This is a genomic window from Streptomyces antarcticus (assembly GCF_026627255.1).
Taxonomy (GTDB): Bacteria; Actinomycetota; Actinomycetes; order Streptomycetales; family Streptomycetaceae; genus Streptomyces; species Streptomyces antarcticus.
This window is the reverse complement of the sequence record NZ_JAPNLM010000022.1, coordinates 108,909-135,378: the sequence shown is the minus strand read 5'-3', so window position 1 is coordinate 135,378 and position 26,470 is coordinate 108,909. Positions and strand designations below refer to the sequence as shown.

The 26,470-nt window shown below is 73.4% G+C and carries 25 protein-coding genes and 1 tRNA gene; 14 read left to right on the top strand and 12 right to left on the bottom strand.

Annotation, left to right across the window (positions count from 1 at the left end; all coding sequences use genetic code 11):
* Nucleotides 1-18: 18 nt before the first annotated feature.
* Nucleotides 19-690 (bottom strand): fasciclin domain-containing protein, encoded by a 672-nt coding sequence (locus tag OTB16_RS28580; RefSeq protein ID WP_267723682.1) that lies wholly within the window; start codon nucleotides 688-690, stop codon nucleotides 19-21.
* A gap of 109 nt (nucleotides 691-799) precedes the next feature.
* Nucleotides 800-2,425: a molybdopterin-dependent oxidoreductase gene (locus tag OTB16_RS28575; RefSeq protein ID WP_267723681.1), complete on the bottom strand. Its 1,626-nt coding sequence runs from the start codon at nucleotides 2,423-2,425 to the stop codon at nucleotides 800-802.
* A 465-nt stretch (nucleotides 2,426-2,890) separates the two neighbouring features.
* On the opposite strand from OTB16_RS28575, the gene OTB16_RS28570 reads away from it, so the two are divergent.
* Together OTB16_RS28570 and OTB16_RS28565 are read left to right on the top strand one after the other, a co-directional pair.
* A complete protein-coding gene (locus OTB16_RS28570) occupies nucleotides 2,891-3,634 on the top strand; it encodes an anti-sigma factor (RefSeq protein WP_267723680.1) in 744 nt (247 codons plus the stop codon).
* A gap of 227 nt (nucleotides 3,635-3,861) precedes the next feature.
* Complete coding sequence (locus OTB16_RS28565; protein ID WP_267723679.1) at nucleotides 3,862-5,985, top strand: MMPL family transporter; 2,124 nt, start codon at nucleotides 3,862-3,864, stop codon at nucleotides 5,983-5,985.
* A gap of 54 nt (nucleotides 5,986-6,039) precedes the next feature.
* Here OTB16_RS28565 and OTB16_RS28560 read toward each other — a convergent pair whose 3' ends face one another.
* A complete protein-coding gene (locus OTB16_RS28560; protein ID WP_267723678.1) occupies nucleotides 6,040-6,516 on the bottom strand; it encodes a MarR family winged helix-turn-helix transcriptional regulator in 477 nt (158 codons plus the stop codon).
* Nucleotides 6,517-7,028: 512 nt separating this feature from the next.
* Here OTB16_RS28560 and OTB16_RS28555 point away from each other — a divergent pair.
* The 4 genes from OTB16_RS28555 (at nucleotide 7,029) to OTB16_RS28540 (ending at nucleotide 10,842) form a co-directional block, all read left to right on the top strand.
* Complete coding sequence (locus tag OTB16_RS28555; RefSeq protein WP_267723677.1) at nucleotides 7,029-7,532, top strand: hypothetical protein; 504 nt, start codon at nucleotides 7,029-7,031, stop codon at nucleotides 7,530-7,532.
* Between the two features lie 50 nt (nucleotides 7,533-7,582).
* Entirely contained in the window at nucleotides 7,583-8,179 is a 597-nt protein-coding gene (locus OTB16_RS28550; RefSeq protein ID WP_267723676.1) for a (2,3-dihydroxybenzoyl)adenylate synthase, read from the top strand.
* Nucleotides 8,180-8,210: 31 nt separating this feature from the next.
* On the top strand, nucleotides 8,211-8,657 hold the full coding sequence (locus OTB16_RS28545; protein WP_267723675.1) for a DUF7144 family membrane protein: 447 nt from the start codon (nucleotides 8,211-8,213) through the stop codon (nucleotides 8,655-8,657).
* Between the two features lie 292 nt (nucleotides 8,658-8,949).
* Complete coding sequence (locus OTB16_RS28540; protein ID WP_267723674.1) at nucleotides 8,950-10,842, top strand: glycoside hydrolase family 15 protein; 1,893 nt, start codon at nucleotides 8,950-8,952, stop codon at nucleotides 10,840-10,842.
* A 105-nt stretch (nucleotides 10,843-10,947) separates the two neighbouring features.
* On the opposite strand, the gene OTB16_RS28535 is transcribed toward OTB16_RS28540, so the two are convergent.
* Nucleotides 10,948-12,003, bottom strand: a complete 1,056-nt coding sequence (locus OTB16_RS28535) for an AI-2E family transporter (protein ID WP_267723673.1) — start codon at nucleotides 12,001-12,003, stop codon at nucleotides 10,948-10,950.
* A gap of 114 nt (nucleotides 12,004-12,117) precedes the next feature.
* On the opposite strand from OTB16_RS28535, the gene OTB16_RS28530 reads away from it, so the two are divergent.
* Complete coding sequence (locus tag OTB16_RS28530) at nucleotides 12,118-13,422, top strand: MFS transporter (RefSeq protein WP_420717815.1); 1,305 nt, start codon at nucleotides 12,118-12,120, stop codon at nucleotides 13,420-13,422.
* A gap of 53 nt (nucleotides 13,423-13,475) precedes the next feature.
* A tRNA-Met gene (locus OTB16_RS28525) sits at nucleotides 13,476-13,549 on the top strand.
* 121 nt (nucleotides 13,550-13,670) lie between these two features.
* Here OTB16_RS28525 and OTB16_RS28520 read toward each other — a convergent pair.
* The gene (locus tag OTB16_RS28520) at nucleotides 13,671-14,534 is read right to left on the bottom strand and encodes a polysaccharide deacetylase family protein (protein WP_267723672.1); all 864 of its coding nucleotides are present in this window, start codon (nucleotides 14,532-14,534) and stop codon (nucleotides 13,671-13,673) included.
* 358 nt (nucleotides 14,535-14,892) lie between these two features.
* Between OTB16_RS28520 and OTB16_RS28515 the strand changes: the two genes are divergently transcribed.
* From OTB16_RS28515 to OTB16_RS28505, 3 genes are all read left to right on the top strand, one after another.
* On the top strand, nucleotides 14,893-15,774 hold the full coding sequence (locus OTB16_RS28515) for a SigB/SigF/SigG family RNA polymerase sigma factor (RefSeq protein WP_267723671.1): 882 nt from the start codon (nucleotides 14,893-14,895) through the stop codon (nucleotides 15,772-15,774).
* Between the two features lie 101 nt (nucleotides 15,775-15,875).
* Nucleotides 15,876-16,283 (top strand): ATP-binding protein, encoded by a 408-nt coding sequence (locus tag OTB16_RS28510; RefSeq protein ID WP_267723700.1) that lies wholly within the window; start codon nucleotides 15,876-15,878, stop codon nucleotides 16,281-16,283.
* A 368-nt stretch (nucleotides 16,284-16,651) separates the two neighbouring features.
* Nucleotides 16,652-16,912 carry a DUF4404 family protein gene (locus tag OTB16_RS28505; RefSeq protein WP_267723670.1) on the top strand — a complete coding sequence of 87 codons (261 nt, stop codon included), beginning with the start codon at nucleotides 16,652-16,654 and terminating at the stop codon, nucleotides 16,910-16,912.
* Nucleotides 16,913-16,941: 29 nt separating this feature from the next.
* Here the strand turns inward: OTB16_RS28505 and OTB16_RS28500 are convergent, their stop codons facing one another.
* Nucleotides 16,942-17,559, bottom strand: a complete 618-nt coding sequence (locus OTB16_RS28500) for a DinB family protein (RefSeq protein WP_267723669.1) — start codon at nucleotides 17,557-17,559, stop codon at nucleotides 16,942-16,944.
* Between the two features lie 212 nt (nucleotides 17,560-17,771).
* Nucleotides 17,772-18,731, bottom strand: coding sequence for a polyphosphate kinase 2 (gene ppk2 / locus OTB16_RS28495; protein ID WP_267723668.1), 960 nt, complete (start codon nucleotides 18,729-18,731; stop codon nucleotides 17,772-17,774).
* A 249-nt stretch (nucleotides 18,732-18,980) separates the two neighbouring features.
* On the opposite strand from ppk2, the gene OTB16_RS28490 reads away from it, so the two are divergent.
* Nucleotides 18,981-19,211, top strand: coding sequence for a DUF6296 family protein (locus OTB16_RS28490; protein WP_267723667.1), 231 nt, complete (start codon nucleotides 18,981-18,983; stop codon nucleotides 19,209-19,211).
* Nucleotides 19,212-19,318: 107 nt separating this feature from the next.
* On the opposite strand, the gene OTB16_RS28485 is transcribed toward OTB16_RS28490, so the two are convergent.
* The 5 genes from OTB16_RS28485 to OTB16_RS28465 all read right to left on the bottom strand — a co-directional run bounded on the left by OTB16_RS28485 (nucleotide 19,319) and on the right by OTB16_RS28465 (nucleotide 22,450).
* Nucleotides 19,319-20,032 carry a restriction endonuclease gene (locus tag OTB16_RS28485; RefSeq protein WP_267723666.1) on the bottom strand — a complete coding sequence of 238 codons (714 nt, stop codon included), beginning with the start codon at nucleotides 20,030-20,032 and terminating at the stop codon, nucleotides 19,319-19,321.
* A 213-nt stretch (nucleotides 20,033-20,245) separates the two neighbouring features.
* Complete coding sequence (locus OTB16_RS28480; RefSeq protein WP_267723665.1) at nucleotides 20,246-20,419, bottom strand: CsbD family protein; 174 nt, start codon at nucleotides 20,417-20,419, stop codon at nucleotides 20,246-20,248.
* A 77-nt stretch (nucleotides 20,420-20,496) separates the two neighbouring features.
* Complete coding sequence (locus OTB16_RS28475) at nucleotides 20,497-21,291, bottom strand: hypothetical protein (RefSeq protein ID WP_267723664.1); 795 nt, start codon at nucleotides 21,289-21,291, stop codon at nucleotides 20,497-20,499.
* A 237-nt stretch (nucleotides 21,292-21,528) separates the two neighbouring features.
* Nucleotides 21,529-21,897: a PRC-barrel domain-containing protein gene (locus OTB16_RS28470; RefSeq protein WP_267723663.1), complete on the bottom strand. Its 369-nt coding sequence runs from the start codon at nucleotides 21,895-21,897 to the stop codon at nucleotides 21,529-21,531.
* 178 nt (nucleotides 21,898-22,075) lie between these two features.
* A complete protein-coding gene (locus OTB16_RS28465) occupies nucleotides 22,076-22,450 on the bottom strand; it encodes a PRC-barrel domain containing protein (RefSeq protein WP_267723662.1) in 375 nt (124 codons plus the stop codon).
* Between the two features lie 215 nt (nucleotides 22,451-22,665).
* Between OTB16_RS28465 and OTB16_RS28460 the strand changes: the two genes are divergently transcribed.
* Entirely contained in the window at nucleotides 22,666-23,787 is a 1,122-nt protein-coding gene (locus tag OTB16_RS28460; RefSeq protein WP_267723661.1) for a glutamate--cysteine ligase, read from the top strand.
* A gap of 576 nt (nucleotides 23,788-24,363) precedes the next feature.
* Entirely contained in the window at nucleotides 24,364-26,451 is a 2,088-nt protein-coding gene (locus OTB16_RS28455; RefSeq protein WP_267723660.1) for a SpoIIE family protein phosphatase, read from the top strand.
* Nucleotides 26,452-26,470: the final 19 nt, after the last annotated feature.

The following is a 26,470-nucleotide window of genomic DNA, read 5'->3' as shown; positions in this document are numbered from 1 at the left end:
AGCGGGCACCGGGTGGTGTTACTTGGGCATCAGGACGGTGTCGACGATGTAGACGTTGGCGTTGGCGGTCTTGACGTTGCCGCAGACGACACTGGACGTGCCGTTGACCTTGTACGCCTCGCCGGAGCCGGCGGTGGTCACCTTGGTCTTCTCCAGGGTGTCGAAGGAGCCGTTCTCCAGCTGCTGCGGCGTCAGCTTCTCGCCCACGACGTGGTAGGTGAGGATCTTCGTCAGGGTGGCCTTGTCGGCGAGGACCTTGTCCAGGTCGGCCTTCGGGATCTTCGCGAAGGCGTCGTTGGTCGGCGCGAACACCGTGATGTCCTTGGCGTTGTTGAGGGTGTCCACCAGGCCGGCCTGCTTGACCGCGGTGACCAGCGTCGACAGGGCCGGGTTGTTGGAGGCGGCCGTCGCCACCGGGTCCTTCGCCATCCCGTCGAACGAACCCGCACCCTCCGCCGGAACGCCCGCACAGGCCGAGCCGAACGGCCCGTCCGCGGCCGGCGCGGCCGGGGTGGCCGCCTCTGAGGCGGCGGAGTCGGAGCTCTTGTCGGCGGTGGAGCCGGCGGCGGCGTCCTTGCCCGACTCCGAGCAGGCCGCGAGCGAGAACGGCAGAACGACCGCCGCGGCGACGGCGAGCGCGGTACGGCGGATGCGCAGGGTGTTGGACATGGTGAACCTCTCCTGGGGCATGGGTGATTCTTCTGAAGGGGGTGTGGTCTGGTCTGATCTGAGGGGGCCGGCCCGTCAGCGGACCGGCCCGTCGGGGGCCGGCGGCTTCGGGGGCCGGCGGCTTCGGGGGCTATCCGGCGGTGACGAAGACGCTGTGCCAGCCGCTGGCCCCGTCGGGGACGGTCCGGGCGCGCTCCTCGGTCTGCACGGCGCCGGTGCCGTCGGTGGCCCGGACGGTGAGGGTGTGGCCGCCGGCCGCGGCCTTCCAGGGGAAGGACCACTGGCGCCAGGTGTCGATGCCGGCCTGCGGCGCGAGGTCCGCGTCCTGCCAGGGCCCGTCGTCGATCCGTACCTCGACGCGGTCGATGCCGCGGTGCTGGGCCCACGCCACGCCGGCGACGACAACGGCGCCTGCGGCCGGGCGGGCGAAGGGCTTGGGGGTGTCGATGCGGGCCTGCGTCTTGATCGGCGCCTTGCGGGCCCACTTGCGCTTGACCCAGTAGGCGTCGTAGGCGTCGAAGGTGGTGAGCTCCAGGTCCTTGATCCACTTGCAGGCCGACACGTACCCGTAGAGGCCGGGGACGAGCATCCGTACGGGGAAGCCGTGGTCGAAGGGGAGCGGTTCGCCGTTCATGCCGACGGCGAGGATCGCGTCGCGGCCGTCCATGACGTCCTCGACCGGGGAGCCGAGCGCCATCCCGTCGACGGAGCGGGCGACGAGCTGGTCGGCGGGGCCGCCCTTCGAGGGCGGCTTGACGCCGCACTCGCGCAGCAGGTCGGCCAGGCGGACGCCGAGCCAGCGGGCGTGGCCGATGTAGGGGCCGCCGACCTCGTTGGACACGCAGGTCAGGGTGATGTCGCGCTCGATCAGGGGACGTTCGAGCAGGTCCTGGAGGGTGTAGGTGCGCGGCCGGGCGACTCCCTTGCCGTGGATGCGCAGCCGCCAGGTGTCGGCGTCGACCTTGGGGACGACCAGGGCGGTGTCGACGCGGTAGAAGTCCTTGTTCGGCGTGGTGAAGGAGCTGATGCCCTGGGCCTTCAGCTGGACTCCGGCCGGCAGGGCGGGGGCCGGCGACGCCGGTGCGGGAAGCTTCAGCCCTTCCCTGGATGCCACGGCGCCCTGGCCGCGACGGCCGGAGAGCGTACGACCCAGAGCCCCCAGGCCGGTGGCGGCGACGGCGGTGACCGAGGCCGCGGCAAGGAACCCCCGCCGCGACCAGCGCCCTTGGCGCCCTCCGGCCACGGGCTCCGGTCCGGCGGCGGTGTCCGGTCCGGCCAAGGGCTCCGGTCCGGCGACGGAGACGATCCTGCCGGCCAGGAGGTAGAGGATCGCCGCGCCCGCGAGCGCGCCGACGAGGGAGGGCAGGGCGTCCACGGGGCCCTGGGTGTCGGGCCGGGTCAGCGCGGCCGCCGCGCCGATGACGCCGAACAGGAGCACACCGGCGGCGCCGGTGCGCCGGTACCGCAGGGAGAGCAGGCCCAGCGCGACGGCGAGGAGGCCGAGGGTCGCCAGGATGCCGAGCTGGAGGACGAGCTTGTCGCTCTCGCCGAAGGTGCGGATCGCGAAGTCCTTCACCGCGGCCGGCGTCCGGTCGATGGCCGCGCCGCCGACGACGGTCACCGGTCCGGCCTCCGGCCGCGCCAGGGAGGCGACGAGTTCGGCGACCGCCAGGGCGGTGTAACCGGCCAGCAGGCCGGCCGCGGCGCCCTTGAGGCCGCGGATGAAGGTCGTGCGGAAGTTGCTCACACCCTGCATTCGCGCCACCACGTCCGGCGGATTGGTCCCACCTTCGATGAGATGAAGATCGGCCGCTTCCTTGACGTCGCGACGCACCGGCAGGGGGCGCCGCAGACGGACGCCCTCCGGGGCGGGCACCTGCTCGCACCGCGGCCGCCCATACGTTCAGCCGGTCGTTCAGGCCGGGCGTTCGGCCGTACGGGCGCAGCCGTGCGCAAGGCCAATCCTCATCGGCCGCCGTTCCGAACACCGTTCAGGCGACGGACGGGTCCACGGCCGGCCGCCGCAGCACCAAGGGGGTCGGTCCCGATGCCGGGTCGAGCGCCAGTCACCCCGTGGACCGGCCACGGCGCTGCCGCCCTGTCCGTCGACGGCGCCGGGGCGGACGCGGGCTTTGCGACGGAGCGGGCCCGCTCCCGGCAGGCAGGAGACCCGACCTGTGCGGCGGACCCGTCCCGCCGCACGACCGCATGGGGTGACCAGATGAAACACGAAGAAGATCCGCACGCCCTCGCGGGTGCCTACGCCCTCGACGCGCTCGGCGGTGAGGAGCGCCGCGCCTTCGCCTCCCACCTGGAGCGGTGCCCGGCGTGCGCGCTGGAGGTGGCCGGTTTCAGGGCGACGTCGGCCGCTCTCGCGTCAGCGGTGGGCCTGTCCCCGCCCACGTCCGTGCGGCGGGCGGTCCTGTGCGGCATCGGCTCCGTCCGCCAGTCGCCCCCGCCCACGCGCCCCGAGCGTGCCGTCGGACCGTTCGCGCTCCTGATCCGCAGGGCGGGGCCCGTGGTCCTGGCGGCCTGTGTCGCCGCGGCCGCCTTTGGTTCCGCCGCCGTGTGGCAGCACCAGCGGATCGCGCAGGCGCGGCCCCGGGCGCTGCTCTCCGACTGGCAGGTGCGGGAACTGTCCGCCGTCATGACCGCGCCCGACGCGCGGACCGTGTACGGGCGCACCCGCGGGGGCGCGACCGTCTCCGTGGTGACGTCGGCGCTGCTGAACAGGTCCGTGTTCGTGGCCTCGGGCCTGCCTCCCGCACCTGCCGGGAAGGTCTACCAGCTGTGGTTCGACGACCACGGCACCATGCGTCCGGCGGGCTCGATGCGACACGACGGCGCGGTACTGCTGCGCGGCGACACCGGTCAGGCCCTGGCCGTCGGCCTGACCCTCGAACCCGAGGCCGGCTCCCCCCGGCCCAGCTCGAGCCCGCTGACCCTGCTCAACGTCCGCGCTTGACCCCCCTGTTCACGTCCGGACCGCCCGGCCACCCCGCACAACGCCCGCGCCGGATCACCTCGCTCGCGGCGAGGTCGCGCCCGTCCGCCCGCCTGCCCGGGGAGAGGCCGCGGGGCGACGGCGCAGACCGCGTCGGTGGGCGTGCCCGGTGAGGGGCTGTCCTCACAGCCGTATATCTTGACCATCAAGATAAGTGGCTATCGAGAGACCCCTGCCCCAGGAGCATCATGTCCCCCTCTCCCCGACTGGCCCGATGGCTCGTGCCCGCCCTCCTCCTCGTGGCGTGGCTCGGTATCGGCGGCACGCTGGGCCCGTACGCCGGCAAGCTCGGTGAGGTCGCCACCAACGACCAGGCCGCCTTCCTCCCCCGGAGCGCCGAGTCCACGAAGGTCGTCCGGGCCCAGGCCGCCTTCCGGCAGCAGGAGACCCTTCCCGCCGTCGTGGTCTGGACCCGCGACGGCGGCGCGTCCGTCACTCCCGAACAGGAGCAGGCCGCGACCACGGCCCTCGCCCGGCTCGACGGCGGGCCCGCTTTCGCGGGGCCGCCGTCCCCCGTCGCCGCGTCCGAGGACGGCAGGGCGTTGCGGGCCGTGCTCCAGCTGCGCCCCGACCTGGGCGACGAACTGCCGTCGGCGCTGGGCGAGATCCGTGCCGCCGCCTCCGTGGTCGGCGGGACGACGGTCCAGCTGACGGGCCCCGCCGCCACGCAGGCCGATCTGTCGGACGCCTTCGCCGGCATCGACGGCCTGCTGCTCGGCGTGGCGCTGCTCACCGTCCTCGTCATCCTGCTGCTCGTCTACCGCAGCGTGCTGCTTCCCGTACTGATCATCATCGGGGCGGTGTTCGCGCTGGGCACGGCGTGCGCCGTCGTCTACGCGCTGGCGGACCGGGGGCTGGTGCGCGTGGACGGCCAGGTCCAGGGGATCCTCTCGATCCTGGTGATCGGCGCGGCCACGGACTACGCCCTGTTGCTGACGGCGCGCTTCCGCGAGGAACTCCAGCACGAGGACGACCGCTTCACGGCGATGCGCGACGCCCTGCGCCGGTCGGCCGGGCCGATCGTGGCCAGTGCGGGCACGGTCGCGCTGGGCCTGCTCGCCCTGTTCCTCAGCGACTTGACCAACAACCGGGCGCTCGGCCCGGTCGGTGCGATCGGGATCGTGTGCGCGGTGCTGAGCGCGCTCACCTTCCTTCCCTGCGCCCTGGTGCTGCTGGGCCGCCGGGCGTACTGGCCCGCGCGCGTCCGGCGGGAGAACGGCGGGCGGGAGAACGGCGGGCGGGGGATCTGGGAACGGACCGCCGCGCTCGTCGACCGCGCCCCGCGCAAGGTCTGGTCCGTCGTCCTCGTGGGCCTGCTGGCCTGCTCGGCCTTCGCGCCGACCCTCAACTCCGGGGGCGTGCCGCTCGACGAGATCTTCGTGAACGAGGCTCCGTCCGTCGCCGGACAGCGCGAGTTGAGCCGGCACTTCCCGGGCGGTTCGGGGAATCCCGCCGTGGTGATCGCCGACGCCGACCGGCTGCCGGAGGTCCGCCGGGCGGTCGAGGAGACCGATGGAGTGGCCTCGGCCTCGGTGGTGGCCGAGCCGGGGAGGCCGCAGTCGCCGGTGATCGCGGACGGGCGGGTCCGCGTCGACGCCACGCTGGAGGATCCGCCGGACACCGAGGCGGCGAAGGCGACGGTGGCGCGGCTGCGCCAGGCCGTGCACGCGGTGCCGGACGCCGGCGCCCTCGTGGGCGGCTACACCGCGCAGGCCTACGACACGCAGCGGACCGCCGAACGGGACCGCGCGCTCATCGTCCCGGTGGTCTTGGCCGTCATCCTGGTGATCCTGATCGGGCTGCTGCGCTCGCTGGTGATGCCCCTGCTGCTGGTCGCCACGGTCGCCCTGAACTTCTTCGCCACGCTGGGGGTGTCGGCCCTGGTCTTCCGGTACGTCTTCGGCTTCACGGGTACCGACTCCTCGGTCCCGCTGTACGGGTTCGTCTTCCTGGTGGCGCTGGGCGTCGACTACAACATCTTCCTGATGTCGCGGGTCCGCGAGGAGTCGTTGCGGCACGGCGTCCGCGAGGGGGTGACGCGCGGGCTGACGGCCACCGGCGGGGTGATCACCTCGGCGGGGGTGGTGCTCGCGGCGACCTTCGCCGCCCTCGGCGTGATCCCGCTCGCCTTCCTCGTACAGATCGCGTTCATCGTCGCGTTCGGGGTACTGATGGACACCCTGCTCGTCCGCTCGCTCCTCGTGCCCGCGCTGGTGCTGGACATCGGCCCCCGGGCCTGGTGGCCCGGACGCCTCAGCCGGCCCGCCGACCCGGCCCCGGAGCGGAAGCCCGCGGCGGCGGGTACGGACTGAGTCCGCGGAGCCGGCCCCGCCCGTACGCCGTCAGGCGCGGGCGGGACCCCGGGCTCAGGCTCCGGCGGATCCGCCGGGCCCGCCCGATCCGCCTGATCCACTCGATCCGCTCGATCCGCCTGCGGAGAACTCCTCGCCGAGGAGGGCGAGGAACCTCAGCGCGGCGGCCGCGTCATCCTCGCCGACGCGTTCCAGGGCGCGTTCCGTGGCCCGGGCCAGGACGCGGAAATGATCGGCCGCGACCTTGCGGGCCGTGGGCTCGTAGTAGAGGTGCACGACGCGGCGGTCGGCCGAGTCCCGGACGCGCCGGACGTGCCCCGCCTTCTCCAGGCGGTCGAGGCAGGCGGTGACGGAGCCCGAGGTGATCCCGAGGTGCTGCCCGAGCCGACCGGCGGTCAGCGGGGACGGGGCGTCGAGGATGGCGGCCAGGGCCTGGATGTCCGTGGCGTGCAGGCCCTGTTCCCCGGCGAAGCGGTGGATCTGCCCGTTCATCTCGCCGTTGATGTGGCGCAGGTGGCGGGCGACGGCCATCAGCCGTGCGTCGCCCGTGCCCGGCCGCCCGGCACGGGGTCCCTCGTCTTCTCGCCGGTCAGCCGCCTCCACCCGCACAGACTAACCCCTGGGCGGGTCCCCCCGAGAAGGCCGGCGGGGCCCCCGGCACACCCCGGCGCCCGGCGGCCGCGCCGCCCCCGCCGGCGGCATGCGGGCGGGGGCCGCCCGATCCGGTCACACGAAGGTCAACACCGCCCTCGGCCTGGTGCGCCGATGGGGCGAGGCCGAGCCCGGTGTCGTGGGGAGGCGTGTTCTGGTGTGGTGAGCTGGTCGTGGTCACGCACCACAGCCTCTTCGAGCCCGGCTGTCCTGCCGTCGCCCCGGAGGCGGACCTGGCGGACACGCCTCCCCCACGCGGGTGAGCGTCCCGCCGACGGCGGCTCCCGCGCGGGCGCCGGAGGCTGCCGTCACCCGGATGGAGAGCCGGGTGATACCCCGTGTCCGGGCGGTCAGAGCCTTGACTTGACGGGACGGACAACTTTGGAGGCGTGATGGCGATCGTGTGGATGCGTGGCGCGGCCGGTGTGGTGGTCGCGGCGGCACTGGCGCTGGGTACGGCGGGCTGCTCGGGGGACGGTGATCCCGGCACGGCGGCCTCGAAGGCAGCTTCGGCGGTGGAGTCGGCGGGGGCGGCGGTCTCCTCCGCCGCGTCCGGGGCGTCGGACGCGGCGGCGTCCGCCGCCGCCGTGGCGAGGGACAAGCTCGGGGAGGTCAAGGACGGGGTGGACGCGAAGGCGGAGGTGACCTTGGGCGCGCCCGCGGCCGACGGGGAGGGCTTCACTACGGTGCCCGTGTCCGTGAAGAACACCGACGGGTCGGCGAAGTCGTTCGCGGTGCAGGTGAACTTGAAGGACGAGAGCGGGAACCTCCTGGACACGGTCGTGGTGACGGTGTCGGACGTGCCCGGGAACGCGACGGGGCAGGGCACCGCCCGCAGCACGCACAAGCTGTCCGGCACGGTCACGGCGGAGACCGGCACGGCACTGCGGTACTAGCGCGTGCGTGCCGCGGGGTCGGGAACGCCGCGCGGGCCTCCGTGCGCCGGGTGCCGGCCCGGCACCCGCCGCACGGAGGCCTTTCGGGCACCCAGCGCGCCCAGACCGCGGGCGTCGCCGCCGAAGCGCCCTTCGTGCGGCGGGTGTTGCCCCTCGACGCTCCGGGTGCCGCGTCCCCGTACGGCGGCTTCACGACCGACACCTCGGGCTGTCACTGCTTCCCGCCGGGCTCCGTCGGCTCCCCGCCCGACCGGGCGCTCGCGCGGAACGCCGGCCAGGTGGCGTTCTTCCTCCTCTCCGGCACTGCCGCCCCAGAGCCCCTGCCCGTTCCGCGCACCCACGACGACTTCGCCTACCAGGCGCGGGCCGCCGCCGAGCTGGTGCCGCTCAGCGAGGACGACGTGTACCTCGCCGCGCTGCCCGCCGTGTCCGGTCTCGTCCTCGGCTCCCCCGGCATCGTCGGTACCCTCTCCCTCGGCGGCACCGTCGTCCTGGCCGAGGACCCGGGACCGGATCGGCGAGGACGCGCCTCCCCCACACCGGCGGGCGGGGAGGAGACACCGCCTTCCGTGCGAACGGGTTCACCCGAACGGCCGCGCTCCGGTGTCCCTCCCCCGGGTCACGGCGAATGCTGGAGTCGCGCCTGAAGCGGCGTTCCCTCAGGTCAAGGAGCATCCCGTGGCCCACCAGACGACACCCCAGCCCTCCAGCCCCGCCTCGAACCGGTCCCACGACACCGGAAGCCCCTGGGCTGCCGGCGGCACCGTGTTCGCCGCCGTCCTGCTCCTCGTGGACGGCGTACTCGGCGTGATCAAGGGGATCTCCGGCATCGCCGAGGACGACGTATACACCCGCGTGGGCAACTACACCTTCAAGTTCGACGTGACGGCGTGGGGCTGGATCCACCTGATCCTCGGCATCATCCTGATCGTCGTCGGCGCCGGACTCTTCAAGGGAGCCCTCTGGGCCCGCGCGACGGGCGTGGTCCTGGCCGGCATCAGCGTGGTCCTGAACTTCATGTGGCTGCCCTACACGCCGATCTGGGCCATCGTCTCGATCGCCATCGGCCTCTTCGTCATCTGGGCCCTGTGCACCGGCAGCGCCCGCCAGGACCGCACCGTCTGACGTATGCGGTGGCCGCGCCACCGCCGTCCCGGGCGCCGCACGCCAGACCGCGGCGGAGGCGGGACCCCGGCGGCGGGAGGCGGGACCCCGGCGGCGTCGCGACCGCCCGCCGCGAGTGACGCCGTCGGGCGGACGCTCCCCTTCACGCCCGTCCGGTCCGCCGGTCCCCGCGGCGTTCGCGGTGGCCGGTCCGAAGGCCCCGGAGCGACTCCGACGGCGTCCCCCGGCGGGCCGGCCCCCGTCCGCCGCTGCCCGGCCGGGCCGGGCCGCCCCCGACAGCCCCGGAGAGCCGATGCGCCGCTACCCGCCCATTGCCGAGCACGGCCTGATCGGTGACCTCCAGACCTGCGCGCTGGTCTCCTCCGAGGGAGTGCTCGACTGGTTCTGCTCACCGCGCTTCGACTCGCCCAGCGTCTTCGCGGGCCTCCTCGACCACGACCGCGGCGGGTACTTCGCCATCACCGCGGACGCCCCCGGCCGCGCCGGCGGCGCGGCGGACGGCGCCTCCGGCCCCGGTGACGCGTTCGGCCCGCCCGCCGTCACCACGCGTCAGCTCTACCTGGCCGACACCGGCATCCTCATCACTCGTTTCCTCACGCCCGAGGGCGTCGGCGAGGTCGTGGACTTCATGCCGGTGCACGACCCCCACACCGTCACCGACCGGCACCAGATCGTGCGCTTCATGCGGGTCGTCCGGGGGGCGGTGCGCTTCACGCTCGAGTGCCGCCCCCGCTTCGACTACGGACGGCTCCCGCACGCCCTGGCCTCGGACGGGGCCACCGCGCGCTTCGAGGGGCCCGGCATCACCGCGCACCTCCAAGCGGTCGGCGCCCTGTCGCTGGAGGCCGACGGCCGGGACGTGCGCGCCCGCGTCGCTCTGGAGGCGGGTGAGCACGCGGCCGTGGTGCTGACGGTCTGCGACGCCGGCGGCGCGGCCCCGCCGCCGGTGACCATGGCCGACATGGTGGAGCAGTTCACCGGCGCGCGCCGCTTCTGGCACGACTGGATCGAACGCTGCCGCTACCGGGGCCGGTGGCAGGAGATGGTCAACCGGTCCGCGATCACCCTCAAGCTCCTCACGTACGCCCCCACCGGCGCCCCGATCGCCGCCGCCACCACGGGCCTGCCCGAACAGGAGGGCGGGGAGCGCAACTGGGACTACCGCTACACCTGGGTCCGCGACGCCTCCCTCTCGGTGCGCGCCATGCGGGACCTCGGGTTCACGCAGGAGGCGAACGCCTTCCGCGACTGGCTCGGGCACCGCCTCCAGGAGGGCCGCGCGCCCAACGGTGAGCCCCTTCAGATCATGTACCGCGTCGACGGGGACCCGTACCTGCACGAGGAGGTCCTCGACCACCTCGAGGGATGGCGCGCCTCCGCCCCGGTGCGCGCGGGCAACGGCGCCGCCGGCCAGCTCCAGCTGGACATCTACGGCGAGGCCGTCTACGCCCTCGCTCAGTCCGGGCAGGTCGCCGACATCATCGGCTACGACGCCTGGAAGCGCTGCGCGGAGGTGCTGGACTGGCTGTGCGAGAACTGGGACCGCCCCGACGAGGGCATCTGGGAGACCCGCGGCGGCCGGAAGGACTTCACCTACAGCCGCCTCATGTGCTGGGTCGCCTTCGACCGCGGCATCCGCCAGGCCACGGCCAACGCCCGCCCCGCGGACCTGGCCCGGTGGACCGCGGCGCGCGACGCCCTGCTCGAGCAGATCATGACCCGCGGCTGGAGCGCGGAACGGCGGGCGTTCGTCCAGCACTACGACAGCGACGTCCTGGACGCCTCGCTGCTGCTGATGCCCCTGGTCGGCTTCATCGCCCCGCGCGACCCGCGGTGGCTCTCCACGCTCGACGCGATGGAGGGCGAGCTCGTCTCCGACAGCCTCGTCTACCGCTACGACCCGGCCGCCTCGCCCGACGGCCTCCAGGGGGCGGAGGGCACGTTCTCCCTGTGCAGCTTCCTGTACGTCTACGCCCTCGCCCGGGCGGGGCGGATCGAGCAGGCCCGCTACGCCTTCGACAAGATGCTCACCTACGCGAACCACATCGGGCTGTTCGCCGAGGAGATCGGCCCCACGGGCGAGCAGCTCGGCAACTTCCCCCAGGCCTTCACCCACCTCGCGCTGATCACGGCCGCCGTGGCACTCGACGACGAACTCGCCCGGACCGCCGCGAACCGCGGGTAGCCCGGGCCCCGGGTGGCCCGAACCTCGGGTGACGGGAACCGCCGGTGACGGGAACCGCGGGTGACGGGTACCGCCGGTGACCCGGGCCGCAGGTCGACGCGCCCGTCAGGGAGCCGCGGCCGCGCCGAGGCGGGCGTCGCGCAGGGCCGTGTACACCGACCAGGTCACCGAGACCAGCGGAACCGCGACGACCGCGCCCACCACTCCCGCGGCGATGGCTCCGGCGATCACCGAGACCGCCACCACCAGGGGGTGCAGCCGGACCGCCCAGCTCATCACCAGCGGATGCAGCAGGTGCCCCTCGATCTGGCCGATGACCACGATCAGGGCGACCACCACGGCCGCGGTGACCGGTCCCTTAGCGGCGAGTGCGACGACGGCGGCGACCGCCAGCGCCACCGGCGAGCCGACGAGGGGGACGAACGCCGCGAAGAACTCCAGCAGCGCCAGCGGAACGGCCAGCGGAACCCCCAGGAAGTACAGGGCCACCCCGACGAGGACGGCGTTCGTCGCCGCGATCAGCACGATCCCGTGGGTGTAACCGGTGAACGTACGCCAGGCCGCCCGCCCGGCGACCCCCACGCGCTCGCGCGACGCGTCGGGCAGCTGCGCGCAGAACCACGAGCACTGGCGGTCGCCGCTGTGCAGGAACAGGACGGCGGAGAAGAGCGCGAGGGCGACCACGGCAAGGACCTCCACCAGGTGCCCGGCGCCGCTGAGCGCCGTACTGACCAGGGTGGACCGGTGACTGGAGAGGTACTCCCCGAGGCGCGACTGTACGTCCGACAGCGCGCCCGGGTTCAGCCGGAAGGGAGGCCGCTCCAGCCACGCCTCGATGCTGTCGAGGCCCGCGCGGAACTCCCGCACCAGCGTGGTGCTCTCTCCCGCCACCGCCTCGCCCACCAGCGCCAGCCCGCCGAGCAGCAGCACCGCGCTGCCGATCAGGCAGACGGCGACCGCCGGCGCCCGGGGCATGACGCGCTCCATCCACCGGACGGGGACGGCGAGCAGCGCCGTGACGACCAGGCCGAGGAAGAGCGCGACGGCGATCTCGTGGAACCGGCCCAGCACGGCGAAGACCGCGTAGACGGCGGCGCCGACGACCAGCAGACGCCAGGCGTGGGACGCGGCCGTACGCAGGAACGCGGACACCGGTGCCATGACCCATGGCTGCCACCGTGCGGCGGCCTTGCCACGCGTCCGGTGCCGGATTCGCCCGTCCGGGGCGGACAAATGCGTTGCCGTGGTGTTCGCGACCACTGACGATGGATCCTCGTGAGCACTTCCCGATGGGCCGCCGTACTGCCCGACCTCTCACCCTGGCGTTCCGGCCGGGACTTCCGGTTGCTGTTCTACCAGGGCACGGTCACCTTCTTCGGCTCGTTCATGGCGATGATCGCGCTGCCGCTCCAGATCAAGCACATGACGGACTCGCCGCTGGCGGTCGGGGCGATGGGCGCAGTGGAGCTGGTGCCGCTGGTGGTCTGCGGGCTGTACGGGGGCGCGCTGGCCGACGCCGTGGACCGGCGGCGGCTGATCCTGCTGACCGAGGCCGGGCTCGGGGTGCTCGCGCTGGTGCTGCTGGTGAACGCGCTCCTGCCGGACCCCCTGCTGTGGCCGCTGTACGTGGTGGCGGCCGGTGTGTCGGCGCTGACCGGGCTGCAGCGGCCTGCGCTGGACTCACTGATGGCGCGGATCGTGCCGCACGAGCAGCTGGCGGCGGCCGCCGCGCTCAACGGGCTGCGCTACCAGTTCGGCGCGATCGCGGGTCCGGCGCTGGCCGGCCTCGTCGTCGCCTTCGCGGGCTACGCCTCGGCGTACGCCGTCACCGTCACCGGGTTCCTCGTCTCGGTGCTGCTGTGCGTGCGGCTGGCCCCGGCGCCGCCCGTGAAGGACGCCGAGCGTCCGTCGCTGCGCGGGATCGCCGAGGGCGCGCGCTACGCGTGGGGCCGTCCGGTGCTGCTGGGGACGTACGCCATCGACCTGGCGGCGATGTTCTTCGCCTTCCCGAACGCGATCCTGCCGTTCCTGGCGGACGAGCTCGACGCCGTGTGGGCGCTGGGCCTGATGTACGCGGCGGGCGCGGTGGGTTCGCTGGTGCTGGGTCTGACGAGCGGCTGGGTGTCGCGGGTACGGCGGCACGGGCTGCTGGTGGTGTGCGGGGCCGCGGCGTGGGGGCTGGCTGTCGCGGCGGCGGGCTGGTTCACGACGGTCTGGCCGGTGCTGCTGTGCCTGGCGGTGGCGGGCGCGGGCGACATGCTGAGCGGGCTGGGACGCAGCACCATCTGGAACCAGACGATCCCCGAGGGGCTGCGCGGTCGGCTGGCCGGCATCGAGGTCCTGTCGTACAGCGTCGGCCCGCAGCTCGGCCAGGTCCGGGCGGGGGCGATGGCGGGCTGGACGGGCACGCGGACGGCCTTCTGGAGCGGCGGGCTGGCCTGTGTGGCGTCGGTGGCCGTACTGGCGGCGCTGCTGCCGAAGCTGATCTCGTACGACGCGCACACCGACGAGGACGCGCTGAACCGGCGGGCGGCCCGCGAGGCGGAGGCCGGGGCCGGGCCGCGTACCGCGGCGGCCTGACCGGGGGGGTGGCGGTAGGGCGCCGCGCGGTACCGTAGGGTGGTGTTCACCGACGCGGGGTGGAGCAGCTCGGTAGCTCGCTGGGCTCATAACCCAGAGGTCGCAGGTTCAAATCCTGTCCCCGCTACTGCCCAGGAGGGCCCGGATCCTGACGGATCCGGGCCCTCCTGTCGTTTCCGTCCCGGCGCCGGGACGCCCGGACGCCGGGACGGCCGGGCGCCGGGACGGCCGGGCGCCGGGCTCTGACGTCAGGGCGTGGTCCGGTCCGGGAAGGCGAAGGTGTACCCGTGGGCGGTGAGCCACGGGAGGTACTCCTTCAGCGCGGCGACCGTCTCGCTGCGGTCGCCGCCGCCGTCGTGGAAGAGGACCGTCGGCTGCCGGGGCAACCCGTTCTCCACCGCGGACACGATGGCCGGCAGGCCCGGCCGGCTCCAGTCCTTGGGATCCACGCTCCACCCGAGCGGCCGCATGCCGCTCGCGGCCGCTATCGCGCGGCTGTCCGGCGTGAACGCTCCGCCCGGAGCGCGGTAGTAGTCCACGGCGACGCCCGGCGCCGCCTTCTCGATCATGTCCTTGGCGTCGAGGATCTGCTGCTTCTGGTAGGCGACGGGCTTGTGGTCCATCGTCACGTCGTGATCGACGGAGTGGTCGCACAGCCGGTGTCCGGCAGCCGCGACCTCGCGGACCAGGTCCGGGTACGCGCGCGCCTTCGTTCCGATCATGCAGAACGTCGCCTTGACGTCGTTCTCCTTGAGCACCCGCAGGACTTGGGGCGTCCAGGTGGGGTCCGGGCCGTCGTCGATCGTGATCGCTATGGAGCGGCCGGCGCCCTCGGCGAGGCGGGAGATGCCGAGCGGGACCCCGTACGGGGCCGGGGCCTGCGCGAAGTTTCCGCCGGGGGCCTTCGCCGGGGTCCCGGCAGGAGCCTTCGCCGGGGTCCCGGCCGGTTCCTTCGCCAGGGGCCCGGCGGGGGGCTGGGCCGGGTTCCGGCCGGCGGGGACGTCCGTCGCCGCGAGGGCCGGGGCGCCCGCCGCGGCAAGGATGCCCAGGACGGCGGCCGCCACGGTGACGCTTGTCCGCCGCCGGGTCCTGGAACTGCTGACGATGCCCATGGATGCGTTTCCCCTTGTACTCGGCCCCCGGTCTGACGTTCTCGCACCAGGCTACGGAAGGGACGGCGGGATCCTCCTCGTCCGTTCGGCCGGTATCCCGGTCCGCTCGGGGCGCCGGATCCCGTGCCACGTCTGCCCGGGAAGGTACTCATGTCGACAAAGAGACGTCATTTTGCGCCGTTTGGATAGATTCATCACACCAAAGAGCTTTCACGCAACACGACTCACGAAAAGTTTTTCACGTATTGCTTGACGGGTGTGGTGCGGACAGGCGATGCTCTTGCTGCGCAGCCACACCGGCCGCGGCACCGGGGAGTGCCACCGGTCATGAAGTCGAGATCGCGTCAGGGAGCGGACAGTGAACATCGTCGCCACGCAGCAGACCGCCGCCACGGCTCAGGAGGTTTCGGCAGAGGCCGAGGTGCCGGCGCAGCTGCCGCGCATCGACAACGCCCGCGAGGTCGCCCCGGCTGACGCCCGCGCCCTGTCGAAGGTCTTCTTCCTCCGCCTCGCCACCCTGGAGGAGGGCACGCCGGAGCGCCAGTACGTGCGCAACACGCTGATCGAGATGAACCTGTCCCTCGTCCAGTTCGCCGCGCGCCGCTTCCGCAACCGCACCGACGGCACCGACATCGAGGACCTCATCCAGGTCGGAACGATCGGCCTCATCAAGGCCATCGACCGCTTCGACCCGGCCATGGGCAACGAGTTCACGACCCTGGCCCTCCCCTACATCACCGGGGAGATCAAGCGTCACTTCCGCGACGCGACGTGGGCGGTGCACGTCCCGCGGCGGCTCCAGGAGCTGCGCATCCAGCTGGCCCGCGGCAAGGAGGAGCTCAGCGCCGGCCTGGACCGCGCGCCGACGGTCCGCGAGCTGGCGACCCACCTGGGCCTCAGCGACGACGAGGTCATCGAAGGGCTGGTCGCCGCGAACGGCCACTCCAGCCAGTCCCTCGACAACGATCAGGACGAGTCCTCCGACAGCGCCCCGCGCGCCCTCGCCGACACCCTCGGCGACGAGGACCCGGCCATGGAGCTCTTCGAGGACCTCCACAGCCTGGCGCCCCTGCTGGAGCAGCTCGCCGGACGCGAGAAGCTGATCATCCAGATGCGCTTCGGCCAGGAGATGACGCAGGCCCAGATCGGCGCGCGCCTGGGCATCTCCCAGATGCAGGTCTCCCGGCTCCTCACGCGCACGCTCAGCCGTCTGCGCGAGGGCATGCTCGCCACCAACTGACGACACCCCGGGGGCCCCTGCTCCCGGACCCCTCCCGCGGGGTCGCGCGGGAAGGCCCACGGAAGGGGCCGCCGCAGAACGGGGTGAACGCCGTGCAGAACCTGAACCTGGCCGAGAACGCTCCCACCGACCATCCACTGGAGTGCACTTGCCGGCCGCTTCGCGCGGCGCAGGCGCGCGACGCCGCGTGCGGCTTCCTCGCGGACCTCAATCCGCCCCCGCCCGAGTCGACCGTCCAGAACGTGCTGCTGCTGGTCTCCGAGCTGGTCACCAACGCGCTGCGCCACGCCGGTGCGGTCACCGCGCTGAATCTTCGCGCCGACCGCCACCTCATCCAGGTGACCGTCGAGGACCCCAGCCCGGCGCACCCCCAGGACCGCAGCCCCGACCTCAGCGGACGGACCGGCGGATTCGGCTGGCCCCTGATCCAGCGCCTCGCCCACTCCGTGACCGTCGCCCAGCCGCGGTTCGGCCCGGGCAAGGCGATCATCGCGGCCCTCCCCCGCTGAGCCGGCGTCCCGGGCCCACTTATCCTGTTGTGCCGGCGTCCCGGGCCCACTTATCCTGTTGTGCCGCCCCTCACCTTCGGGCCAGGCAGCTTGATGACCGCCCGGATCGCCCACAGGGACCCCCAGTGCACGGCGGCGTGCGGGAGTTCGCCGCCCAGCCGCTGCGCCCAGTGGTCGAGCCGGCGCCGGACCCCGGAGCCGTTCCTCCTGCCGGTCGGAGAAGTCGGCTTGCGCCTCCACGGTACGAACGGGACGGAGCGGCCGGCGGGGGCGGATCCGGGCGCCGCCGCGCGCGGCGGATTCGCCCGGCGGAACCGGGGTATCCGGGGCTCTGTCAGAGCAACGGAACGATGACGACAGGACCGCCGATGCCCACGCACGAACTGCGCACGTCCCTCACCACCTTGCGCGAGCAGGCGGCGGACCCGTCGCTGTCACCCGGGGAACGCGCCCATCTGGCCGACCTGGTGACCCGGCTCGAGGCCGCGGCCGCCCGCGAGGACCACTCCGCCGAGGGCGGCCTGCTGGAGGGGCTGAACCAGTCGCTGGCCCGCTTCGAGATCAACCACCCGCGCATCGGCGCGACGCTCAACAGCATCGCGCACAGCCTGACCTCGATGGGCGTCTGACCTCCCGGACCGCGGGAGGGCCGGGGCGGTCAGGCCTGCCGTGACCGGTACAGGTCGCGGAGCAGGGCGATCTCGGCTCCGTGGTGCAGCACTTCCTGGTTGACCCACCAGACGATGTCGAGGAACGGTTCCTCCGCGTCGCTGCCGTGGGGGTACGCGCAGTGGCCGACGGTGTCGAGCACGGCGTCGTCGGCGCCTGCGAGCGCCTTCCGCCAGGCCGCCGCGCCTTCGGTGAGTGCGGCGACGGCCCCTGCGGCGTCTCCGCTGACGACGTGGTCGTCGCGGGTCCGCACGCGTGCGCCGACCGTGTGCTCGGCGCGGAGCGACAGCATCTCGCTGAGGTGGCTCAGCCGCCAGGCCAGTGTGGTGAAGGGCGGCGGCCACGGGTGCGGGTACGCCGCGGCGTCACGTCCCCAGGGACCGGCGCCGGTCAGGAGCGTCGCTCGCGTCCCCGGTCCGTCCGCGCGTCTGCGGACCGACCAGCAGTCGGGCACCGGCTCCCAGAGGTACTCCTCGTCCGTCATGGGGACGGTCTTCGTCTCCGCGCCGTCGCCGCTGTCCATGGAGGGCCCCGCGATGCGGCCGAGGAGGCGCTCGGTCGCGAAGTCGAACTGCTCCAGCAGCGGGGCCAGGCGGGGCGGGATCACGGGACGCTCCTGTGGTGTGCTGCCCGGTGCGGGACGGGCCGGTCCGCGGCCCCGGCAGGAGCCGCCACGAGCCCGTCAGCCTGGCACAGCGCCCACCCCGCCGCATCCCCGTTTCCGTGCGCCTCGGCGCGGGCGGACCAACGGCCGCCCAGAGGCGGCACGTTTGACGTGTTCGCCGCCGCCCATCCGGGCACCGGGGGCGGAACGGCTCCTCAGGGGTGGGCGCCGGGGCCCGAGGAGTGGGCGGCCAGCGGGGTCGGGGAGAGGTCGGTGGTCTCCTCGCCGGGTTCGAGGAGCGTGTCGGCGGCGCCCACGATGAGCGGGTCCGGGAGGCCTACCGCCTGGGTGTCCTTGTTGGCGTAGTCCAGTCGCCAGAGCAGGTGGCGCATGGCCTGGAGCCGCGCCCGGCGCTTGTCGTTGCTCTTGACCACGGTCCATGGGGCGTCGGCCGTGTCGGTGGCGCGGAACATGGCTATCTTGGCCGCCGTGTAGTCGTCCCAGAGGTCGAGGGAGGCCATGTCGGTGGGCGAGAGCTTCCACTGGCGCACCGGGTCCACGCGGCGGATGGCGAAGCGGGTGCGCTGCTCGGCGCGGGAGACGGAGAACCAGAACTTGACCAGGTGGATGCCGTCCTCGACGAGCATCGTCTCGAAGGACGGGCACTGGCGCAGGAACAGCTGGTACTCCTCGTCCGTGCAGAAGCCCATGACCTTCTCCACGCCGGCGCGGTTGTACCAGGACCGGTCGAAGAACACGATCTCGCCGGCGGACGGCAGGTGGTCGACGTAGCGCTGGAAGTACCACTGCCCCGCTTCGCGCTCGGTGGGCTTGTCGAGGGCGACGACCCGGGCACCTCGCGGGTTGAGGCGTTCGGTGAACCGCTGGATGGTGCCGCCCTTGCCCGCCGCGTCCCGGCCCTCGCAGACCACCACGATGCGGGCGCCGGTCTCCTTCGCCCACTTCTGCAGTTTGAGCATCTCGATCTGCAGGATCCGCTTGGCGCGCTCGTACTCGTCGCGGCGGATCTTACGGTCGTACGGGTGGTTCTCGCGCCACGTCCGTATCGGCAGGCCCGCGCCGTCGAGCAGGACGGGCTGTTCGGGACGGGTCGTGTCGACCCTGAGCCCGGCCAGGAGCTGCTCGTGCTGCCGCGTTTCCGCCTGATCGGCCATCCCGTACGCCTTTCTCTGCGGGCCGCCGCGACGCGAACCGACGCGCACCCTTTGCGGCGCATACCCGTGCACCGACGGGTTAACCGGCCCGGGCCCTGCCGCCCCGATCCCGGGCGGGAGGGCCCGCCGTCACCGGTCCGGGTGCCCGCGAGATGCGCGCCGCCTGGCCGCGACGGAGCATGGCCGTGAGCTCTACCCGCGCCGCCCGCAGCACCTTTCCGGCACCCCCACCAGGACGGATGGAACACGATGCAGACCCAGAGGTACGAGCTGGTCTTCGAGGACGGTCCCGAGTCGGGACAGGACATCGTGGTGGTGTCCGTGACCGGGCAGAAGGGGCCGGGCGGCCACCCCGTGTACGCCGACGAGACCGGCATCGTCACGGCCGAGATCAGCGACCGCGGCGAGGTCCGCGTCCTGCCCAGCGGCGGCGGCCAGGAACCGGCCCATCGGGTGAGCGCGCGGCCGCTGCCGTCCTGATCCTCCGCCGCCCCGCGCGCCGGAGAAACGAGAAGACGAGACGGTCCGGCTCGCTCGGTGCGCCCGGGCACCGGCCCCCGGCCGGCGCCCGGGGGCTGTCCTTCCCGTCAGGCCGTGGACACCCGGGCGGCGGCGTCGCGGCTGCCGGATTCCCAGGGCGGGGGCGAGGCCAGGTCGGTCCAGGCGGCCAGGGCCTCGCCGTCGACGCAGACGATGCCGAGCCCCTCGGCGTACTCCAGGGCCGGGGCCGTGTAAGAGCTCGTGGTGACAACGATCGCCACGTCGGCGTCGTGCACGGCGAAGCAGGTGCCGCCGAAGCGCTGCAGGTCCTGCGAGCCGACGCGGTTGGTGTCGGAGTAGTGCTTGCACTGGACGACGATGCGCAGTCCGTCCGGGGTCGTGGCGATCACGTCGGCGCCCAAGTCACCGGCGCCGCCCACCACTTCCACGGGCGTGCAGCCGTCGCGCGCACACAGCGCGGCTATCGTGTGCTCGAAGCCGTCGGCGTCTACCGCGGCGTGGTCCAGCGCACCGGCGTCGACGTCCGGGACCTCCCGTACGTCCGGAACCTCCCGGGTGTCGGGCACGTCCAGTACCGCGGTCACCTCGATCATGTACGGATCCGCGTACGGTGCCGGGCCGCGGCCCGGCCGGGCGGCGGAGCGGCGCCGGACCGGCGACACCCCCCACTTGGCCAGCGCCATCCCGGCCGCCAGGACCAGCGCCGTGACGACGGGTACGACCGGCATCCCCGATCCGGACCCTCCGGCGGCCTTGAGGAAGACGGCGAGGCCGCCCACACAGATCCCCACGAGCCCCACGGCCAGCACCACATCGCGCCCGAACGACGCGGAACCGCGCCCTGCCGTCCTTCTGCCTTCCCCCGGCACCGTCATGCGGGAGCCCTCCCTCGTGTGATTCGGACGTGATGCGGAACGTGATTCGGACGTGATTCGGACGCGCCGCGGTCCCGGACCCTTCAGGGGTCCGGGACCGCGGCGGACACGGGCGTGCGGGTCGGCGCTTCGAGCGGATCAGTGCTTGAAGACGTCCTTGATCTTTTCCTTGGCCTGGCGCGCATCGCCCTTGGCCTGTTCGGCGCGGCCCTCGGCCGTCAGCCGCTCGTTGCCCACCGCGCGGCCGGCCGTCTCCTTGAGCTTGCCCTTGGCCTGCTCGGCCTTGGCCTGGCCCTTCTCGTTGTTCGACACAGCTGATCACTCCCTGGGGAACGGGAACTCCTCGTACTTATCCGTCTGACCCGGATCACGGTCTCCAAACGCGCAGGTCAGGATCCGGAGCCGGGAATTTCTCCACCGAAGAGGTCCGCCATGTTCCGCTGGAGGGTCATCACGTCCGACAGCGTGTACAACCCCTGCCCGGGGCCGGGCTCCCCGCCCCGGGGGCCCTGATCCTGCCCCGCGGCGACGGCCCGCACCTGGTTCGCCGGATCCGGCAGGTACGTGAGGCCGTCGACACCGAAGCGGGCCCGGCCGCCCGGCCGGGCCGCCTCGCCGTCGGCCAGGTCTGCCAAGGTGGGCGGCTGCGCGAACGTGCCGGCGTAGAACTCGATCACGGGTGTCTCGTTGAGGCCGTGCACCTTCCACACGTACGCGGCGTGGAAGCGGCCGCCCAACTCGATGGACAGGACGTCTCCGGGCCGCAGGAAAGTGAGGGAACGCGGCGAGCCCGGCCTGCGCGTCAGCGGGACGGGTGCCGAGCACAGGAGCCGCTTGATGTCGTCGGACCGCCGCGCGAAGGCGTCGGAGAGCACGACGTCGCGGTTGAGGGCGTCCACCGCCTCGACCGCGGCCGCGGTGACCGCGGGGTCCTGGAAGCCGTACTTGTGCAGCAGGGTGGCGAGGGCGACCCGGACGACGTTCCGCGTTGCGGGGCGCGCCTCCTCGGAGTCGAGCAGGCAGCGCCAGCGGGTGAGCACCGGGGTGACCACGTCGCGGGTCAGTTCCTCGTGGGAGGGCAGCGGGGTGACCATCTGCCAGTGCACCCAGCGCGCCAGCTCCTCGTCCAGGGCCCGCACGTGCCCCTTCGCCGCCAGCTTGTCCAGTACCTGTTGGTGCTTCATGCCGCTCCCGCCTCCTGCGCCCCACCCGGCCCGCCGGCGGCCAGGCTAGCCGCTGCCCCGTCACCGCTCGCCCACCGACCGCGGCCTCGACCTCGACCGGTGGGGACGCTCCCCCGGGTTCGCGGCCCTCGGGTTCCCTGCGCCGGTGCCCCCGCTGACCGTCGTATCCGCCCGGAACGCCCGTGGGGCCGGACTCCTGGAGGAGTCCGGCCCCACGGGCGGAAGGTGCGGGGACCGTTACACGGGGCGGCCGCCGAAGGGGCCGCCGATGCCGTAGTAGAGGCCGATCTCCTCGCGGTACTGGGTGTCGGCGAGGTGCGTGGCCCGGATGAACTCCGGGGCGTCCTTGATCTGTTCCTTGGTCCGGTCCACGTAGATCTTCTGCTGCTCCGAGTCGACACGGGTCACCGTGCCCGCGGGGAGGAGCACTTCCTTGCCGAAGATCCACACTCCGGTGTCGACCACCACGTAGGCGTCACCGGCCTCGTACGAGTGCTTGTCTACCTTGCCGATGCTGCCGTCGGTCGCCTCGACCTTGTAGCCGGTCAGGTCGGCGCCGGCCAGGTATCCCGAAGTCGCCGGGTGGCTCCACGCATGCTCGGTCATGTGAACACAACTCCTTCGGTCATGGTTCGGTGAGTCGGTATGCATGTCGGTACGTGGGGGGCGGGACACGGGGCGTACCGGTCCCTCCCGTTGCCTCGCGTGCCCCGCAAGCCCGGGCTCACACGTCCCGCTCCCGAGACGGTGGGACGGGGCGCGTGCCCGCCGCGGTGCGGTCGGGTCAGGCCGGCGGGACGCCGAACGGCATGCCGGAGACACCGGAGCCGTAGTGCGTGCCCAGCGCCCGGCGGTAGTCGTCGTCGCCCAGGTGCTCGTCCCGGTGGAACTCCGGAGCCGCCTTGACCTGGTCCTTCGTACGGTCCACGTAGACCGTCCGCTCCTCGTGGTCGATGCTGATCACCGTGCCCGCGGGGAGCAGGACCTCCTTGCCCAGGATCCACACGCCGGTGTCGACGACCAGATAGGCGTCGGTGACCTCGTCGGAATGCTTGTCGACCTTGCCGATGCCGCCGTCGGTCGCCTCGACCTTGTAGCCGGTGAGTTCGGCTGCCAGGTAGTCGACCCCGGCCCGGTAGGCCCACACGTTCTCGGTCACGCGAAACCACTCCCTCGATCAACTCCGTGGCGCTGCCGTCCGCTGGCCGTGAGCCGGGGTGGCAGCGCTCCGTCGACGGCGCGCCTGCCCCGCACCCGGCGCCTCAACCCGCAGGTGTCGGCGGCCCGCCGGCACCCCCTGGCCGGCACCCGCATGGTCGGGGTGGGGTGGGGCAGGCGCGGGACGATGTGAACAGCGGACCAATGGGCGGCGGCATGCGAAGCGTGGGCGTGGAAGAGGAACTGTTGCTGGTGGACGCCCGCAGTGGCGAGCCGCTGGCCCTGTCGGGGGCCGTGCTGGCGGCCGCGGACCGGTCCGCCGGACACCTGCCGGGCAGGGGTGGGGCGCCTGCCCACACCTTCGAGAAGGAGTTGCAGAAGGAGCAGCTGGAGTTCGCCACCAAACCGGTGACGGAGATGGGCGAGCTCCAAGAGGAGATCACCCGGTGGCGGGCGGAGGCCGCCCGGCACGCGGCGTCCGCCGGGGCGCTGGTGGCCGCCCTCGGCACCTCCCCGCTGCCCGTCCGGCCCTCGTTGAGCGCGGGCACGCGCTACGAGTGGCTCAGCGAGCAGCTCGGCCTGACCGCGCAGGAACAGCTGACCTGCGGCTGTCACGTCCACGTGTCGGTGGAGTCGGACGAGGAGGGCGTCGCGGTCCTGGACCGGATCCGCCCCTGGCTGCCCGTGCTGACGGCGATGAGCGCGAACTCGCCGTTCTGGCAGGGCCAGGACAGCGGCTACGGCAGCTACCGCAGCCGGGTCTGGAACCGGCTGCCGTCAGCCGGGCCCACGGACACCTTCGGGTCCGCCGACCGCTACCACGAACAGGTCCGCGCGATGCTCGACACCGGCGTGCTGCGCGACGAGGGCATGATGTACTTCGACGCCCGGCTGTCCGCCGCCTACCCGACGGTGGAGGTCAGGGTCGCGGACGTGTGCCTCGAGGCGTCGACCCCGGTCCTGCTCGCGGCCCTGGTACGCGGCCTGGTCGAGACCGCCGCCCGCGAGTGGCGGGACGGGCGGCCACCGGCCAGGATCGGAACGGGTCTGCTGCGGCTCGCAGCCTGGCGCGCCAGCCGCTCCGGGCTCGACGGCCCGCTCATCGATCCCGGAACCATGCGCGAGACGTCGCCCGCCGGAGCCGTCGAGGCGCTCCACGCCCACGTGCGCGAAGCCCTGGCCGACCACGGCGACGACGAACGCGTCCGGGAAGGCATCGCCCGCCTCATGGAGCGCGGCAACGGGGCACGCGTCCAACGCGAGCTGTTGCGTACGGAGGGCTCGCTCGGCGCCGTGGCCACCCGCTGCGCGGAGATCACCGCCGTCGCCGCCACCTGAACACCGGGTGATCAGCCCCGTCGCCGCCGCCTGATCACCCGGTGACCGCCGCGGCACGCCCCTGATCACCGCGGCGTGCGCGCTTGCGGCTCTCGAACCATGTGGGTGCTGCCCCGTTTGAGCCCCCGGATCCGGGCCACAAGCGTGGATACAGGGAGCCCGCGGCGGTGAGCGGCGCGGGGTCCCGAGCGGGCCCGACCGCGTGGTGGCACCCCCCCCGTCATCACGCGGTCGGCGCTCCGGAGGCACGGTGAGCTGCCGCCCGGATCCGCACGGCAACCGGACGCCCTGCCCGGCACTTCCCCCCGCCTGGGCGCGGCGGAGTCCGGCACTCCCCCGGCACCGGCGCTTCAGCAGCCGGATCCGGGCACGGATCCCGGGCGGCAGCCCCGCCCCCGGCACCACGTACACGCCGGGACACCCACCACGCACACGCCTGGACACACTCGCGGCCGAGCGGGCAGGCCCCGTCCTCCGGCCGCCGCACCCGGGGTGCGGCCCTTCACGGCCGGGGCGACGATGAGGGTGTGGAGGAAGCACAGCTGCCCGCCGTGCCGGGTGAGGGGCGGGTGCGCGATGCATGATGACCTGCCGCTGGAGGATCTGATCAGCGGCGCCGCCCAGGACGCCGGAGGGTGGCTGGGCGCATTGCCCGTGGCGCTGGTGGCCACCAGCGCCGACGGGCAGATCGTGCGCTGGAACCACGGCGCGCAGGATCTTCTGGGCTACGCCCCGCCCCAGGTGCTCGGGCGGCACATCGCCGATCTGCTGCATCCGGGGGCGGACCGCAGTCTGGGCCGGTCGCTCTGGGAGACGGCCGCCACTGGCCGCGGGGTGATGGGTACGGTCACCACCTGGCACCGGGACGGCCATCCGCTGGAGCTGGAGATCTGGGCGTGCCCCGTCACCGACCGCCGGCCGGGCGCCTCGGCGGTGCTGGTGTTCGCCGCCGACGCCCACGCGGCGCGGCGCATCCGGGGCTCTTCGGCGGTGTGGGACGGGCTGTTCGCCCGCTCCCCCGTCGGCATCGCCGTCCTCGATACGCAACTGCGCTTCTTGCAAGTCAACCCGGCGCTCGAGGCGATGAACGGGCTCGCCGAGTCCGCCCACGTGGGGCGGCGCCTGGCCGAGGTGCTGCCCGAGGTGAACGCGGGCGAGATGGAGGCGGCGATGCGCCGGGTCCTGGAGAGCGGCGAACCGGTCCTGGACCGGCGGCGCACCGGCCGCACGCCGGCCGATCCGGATCACGACCGCGTGTGGTCCTGCTCGTACGTACGGGTGCAGGATCCTGGGGGGCGGCCGATCGGCGTCATCGCCTCCCTCCTCGACGTCACCGAGCAGCAGCGCGACCACACCGAGGCCGAGGCGGGACGGCGCAGGCTGGCGCTGCTCAGCGAGGCGAGCGCGCGCATCGGCTCCAGCCTCGACCTGGAGCGCACGGCGCAGGAACTGGCCGACCTCGCCGTCCCGCACCTCGCCGACGCGGTCACCGTCGACGTCCTGGAGACCCTCGCGCACGGCGGCGAGCCGGGCATGGGGCTGACCGGGGGCATCGCCCTGCGGCGCCTGGGCAAGGCCCCGCTGGCCGGCTCCGCCGTCACCCACATCCTGGCCCCCCGCGGCAGGACCCTCACCTTTCCGGCGGCCGCCCCGTACACCCAGGCCCTCTCGGACCGCCAGCCCTTCCTGATCTCCCGCCTCGACGAGCGGTCCGTCGACCCCGCGGCGCGGCACTCCCCCAAGCCCGCCCAGCTGGTGAAGGCGGGGGTGCACTCGTTCCTGATGATCCCGCTCGTCGCCCGGGACGTGGTGCTCGGCATCGCGACCTTCTACCGCACCCGGCCGGTCGGCCCGTTCGGGTCCGACGACGTCACCCTCGCCGGGGAACTCGGCGCGCGCGCCGCCATCAGCATCGACAACGCGCGCCTCTACCACCACGAACACGAGACCGCCGTCGTCCTCCAGCGCAGCATGCTGCCCCAGCACGTCACCCCGCCCGCCGGCATCGAGATCGCCCACCGCTACCTGCCCGCAAGCGACGTCAACGAGGTCGGCGGCGACTGGTACGACGTCCTGCCCCTCAGCGGCGGCAGGGCCGCCCTCCTCATCGGGGACGTGATGGGCCACGGCATCGCGGCGGCCGCGGTCATGGGGCGCCTCTCCGCCACCGTCCGCGCCCTCGCCCGCCTCGACATGCCCCCCACGGCGCTGCTGCACCACCTGGAGGCCACCCTGGCCGACCTGGCCGCGCCGATGCTCGCGACGTTCCTGTACGTGGTCTGCGACCCCGCCACCGGCCGCTGCACCGTCACCCGGGCCGGGCATCCGCCCCCGGCGGTGGCCGAGCCCGACGGCACCGTCCGCCTGATCGAGACCCCACCGGGCGTTCCGCTGGGCGTCGGCGGGGTCGCCTTCACCACCACCGAGTTCGAACTGCCGCCCGGCAGCGTCCTCGTGCTCTACACCGACGGCCTGATCGAAGCCCGCAGCCGCGACATCGACGAACGCCTGACCGAGCTCACCGGCCTGCTCACCGAACCGCACCAGCCGCTGGACCACCTGTGCGACTCGCTGATCGCCCACCTGGTACCGGCGTCCGCCGACGACGACATCGCCCTCCTCGTCGCCCGCATCGGCCCGGACAGCCTCCCCGCCGTGGGGTGACGTGACGCGGCCGTGCGGA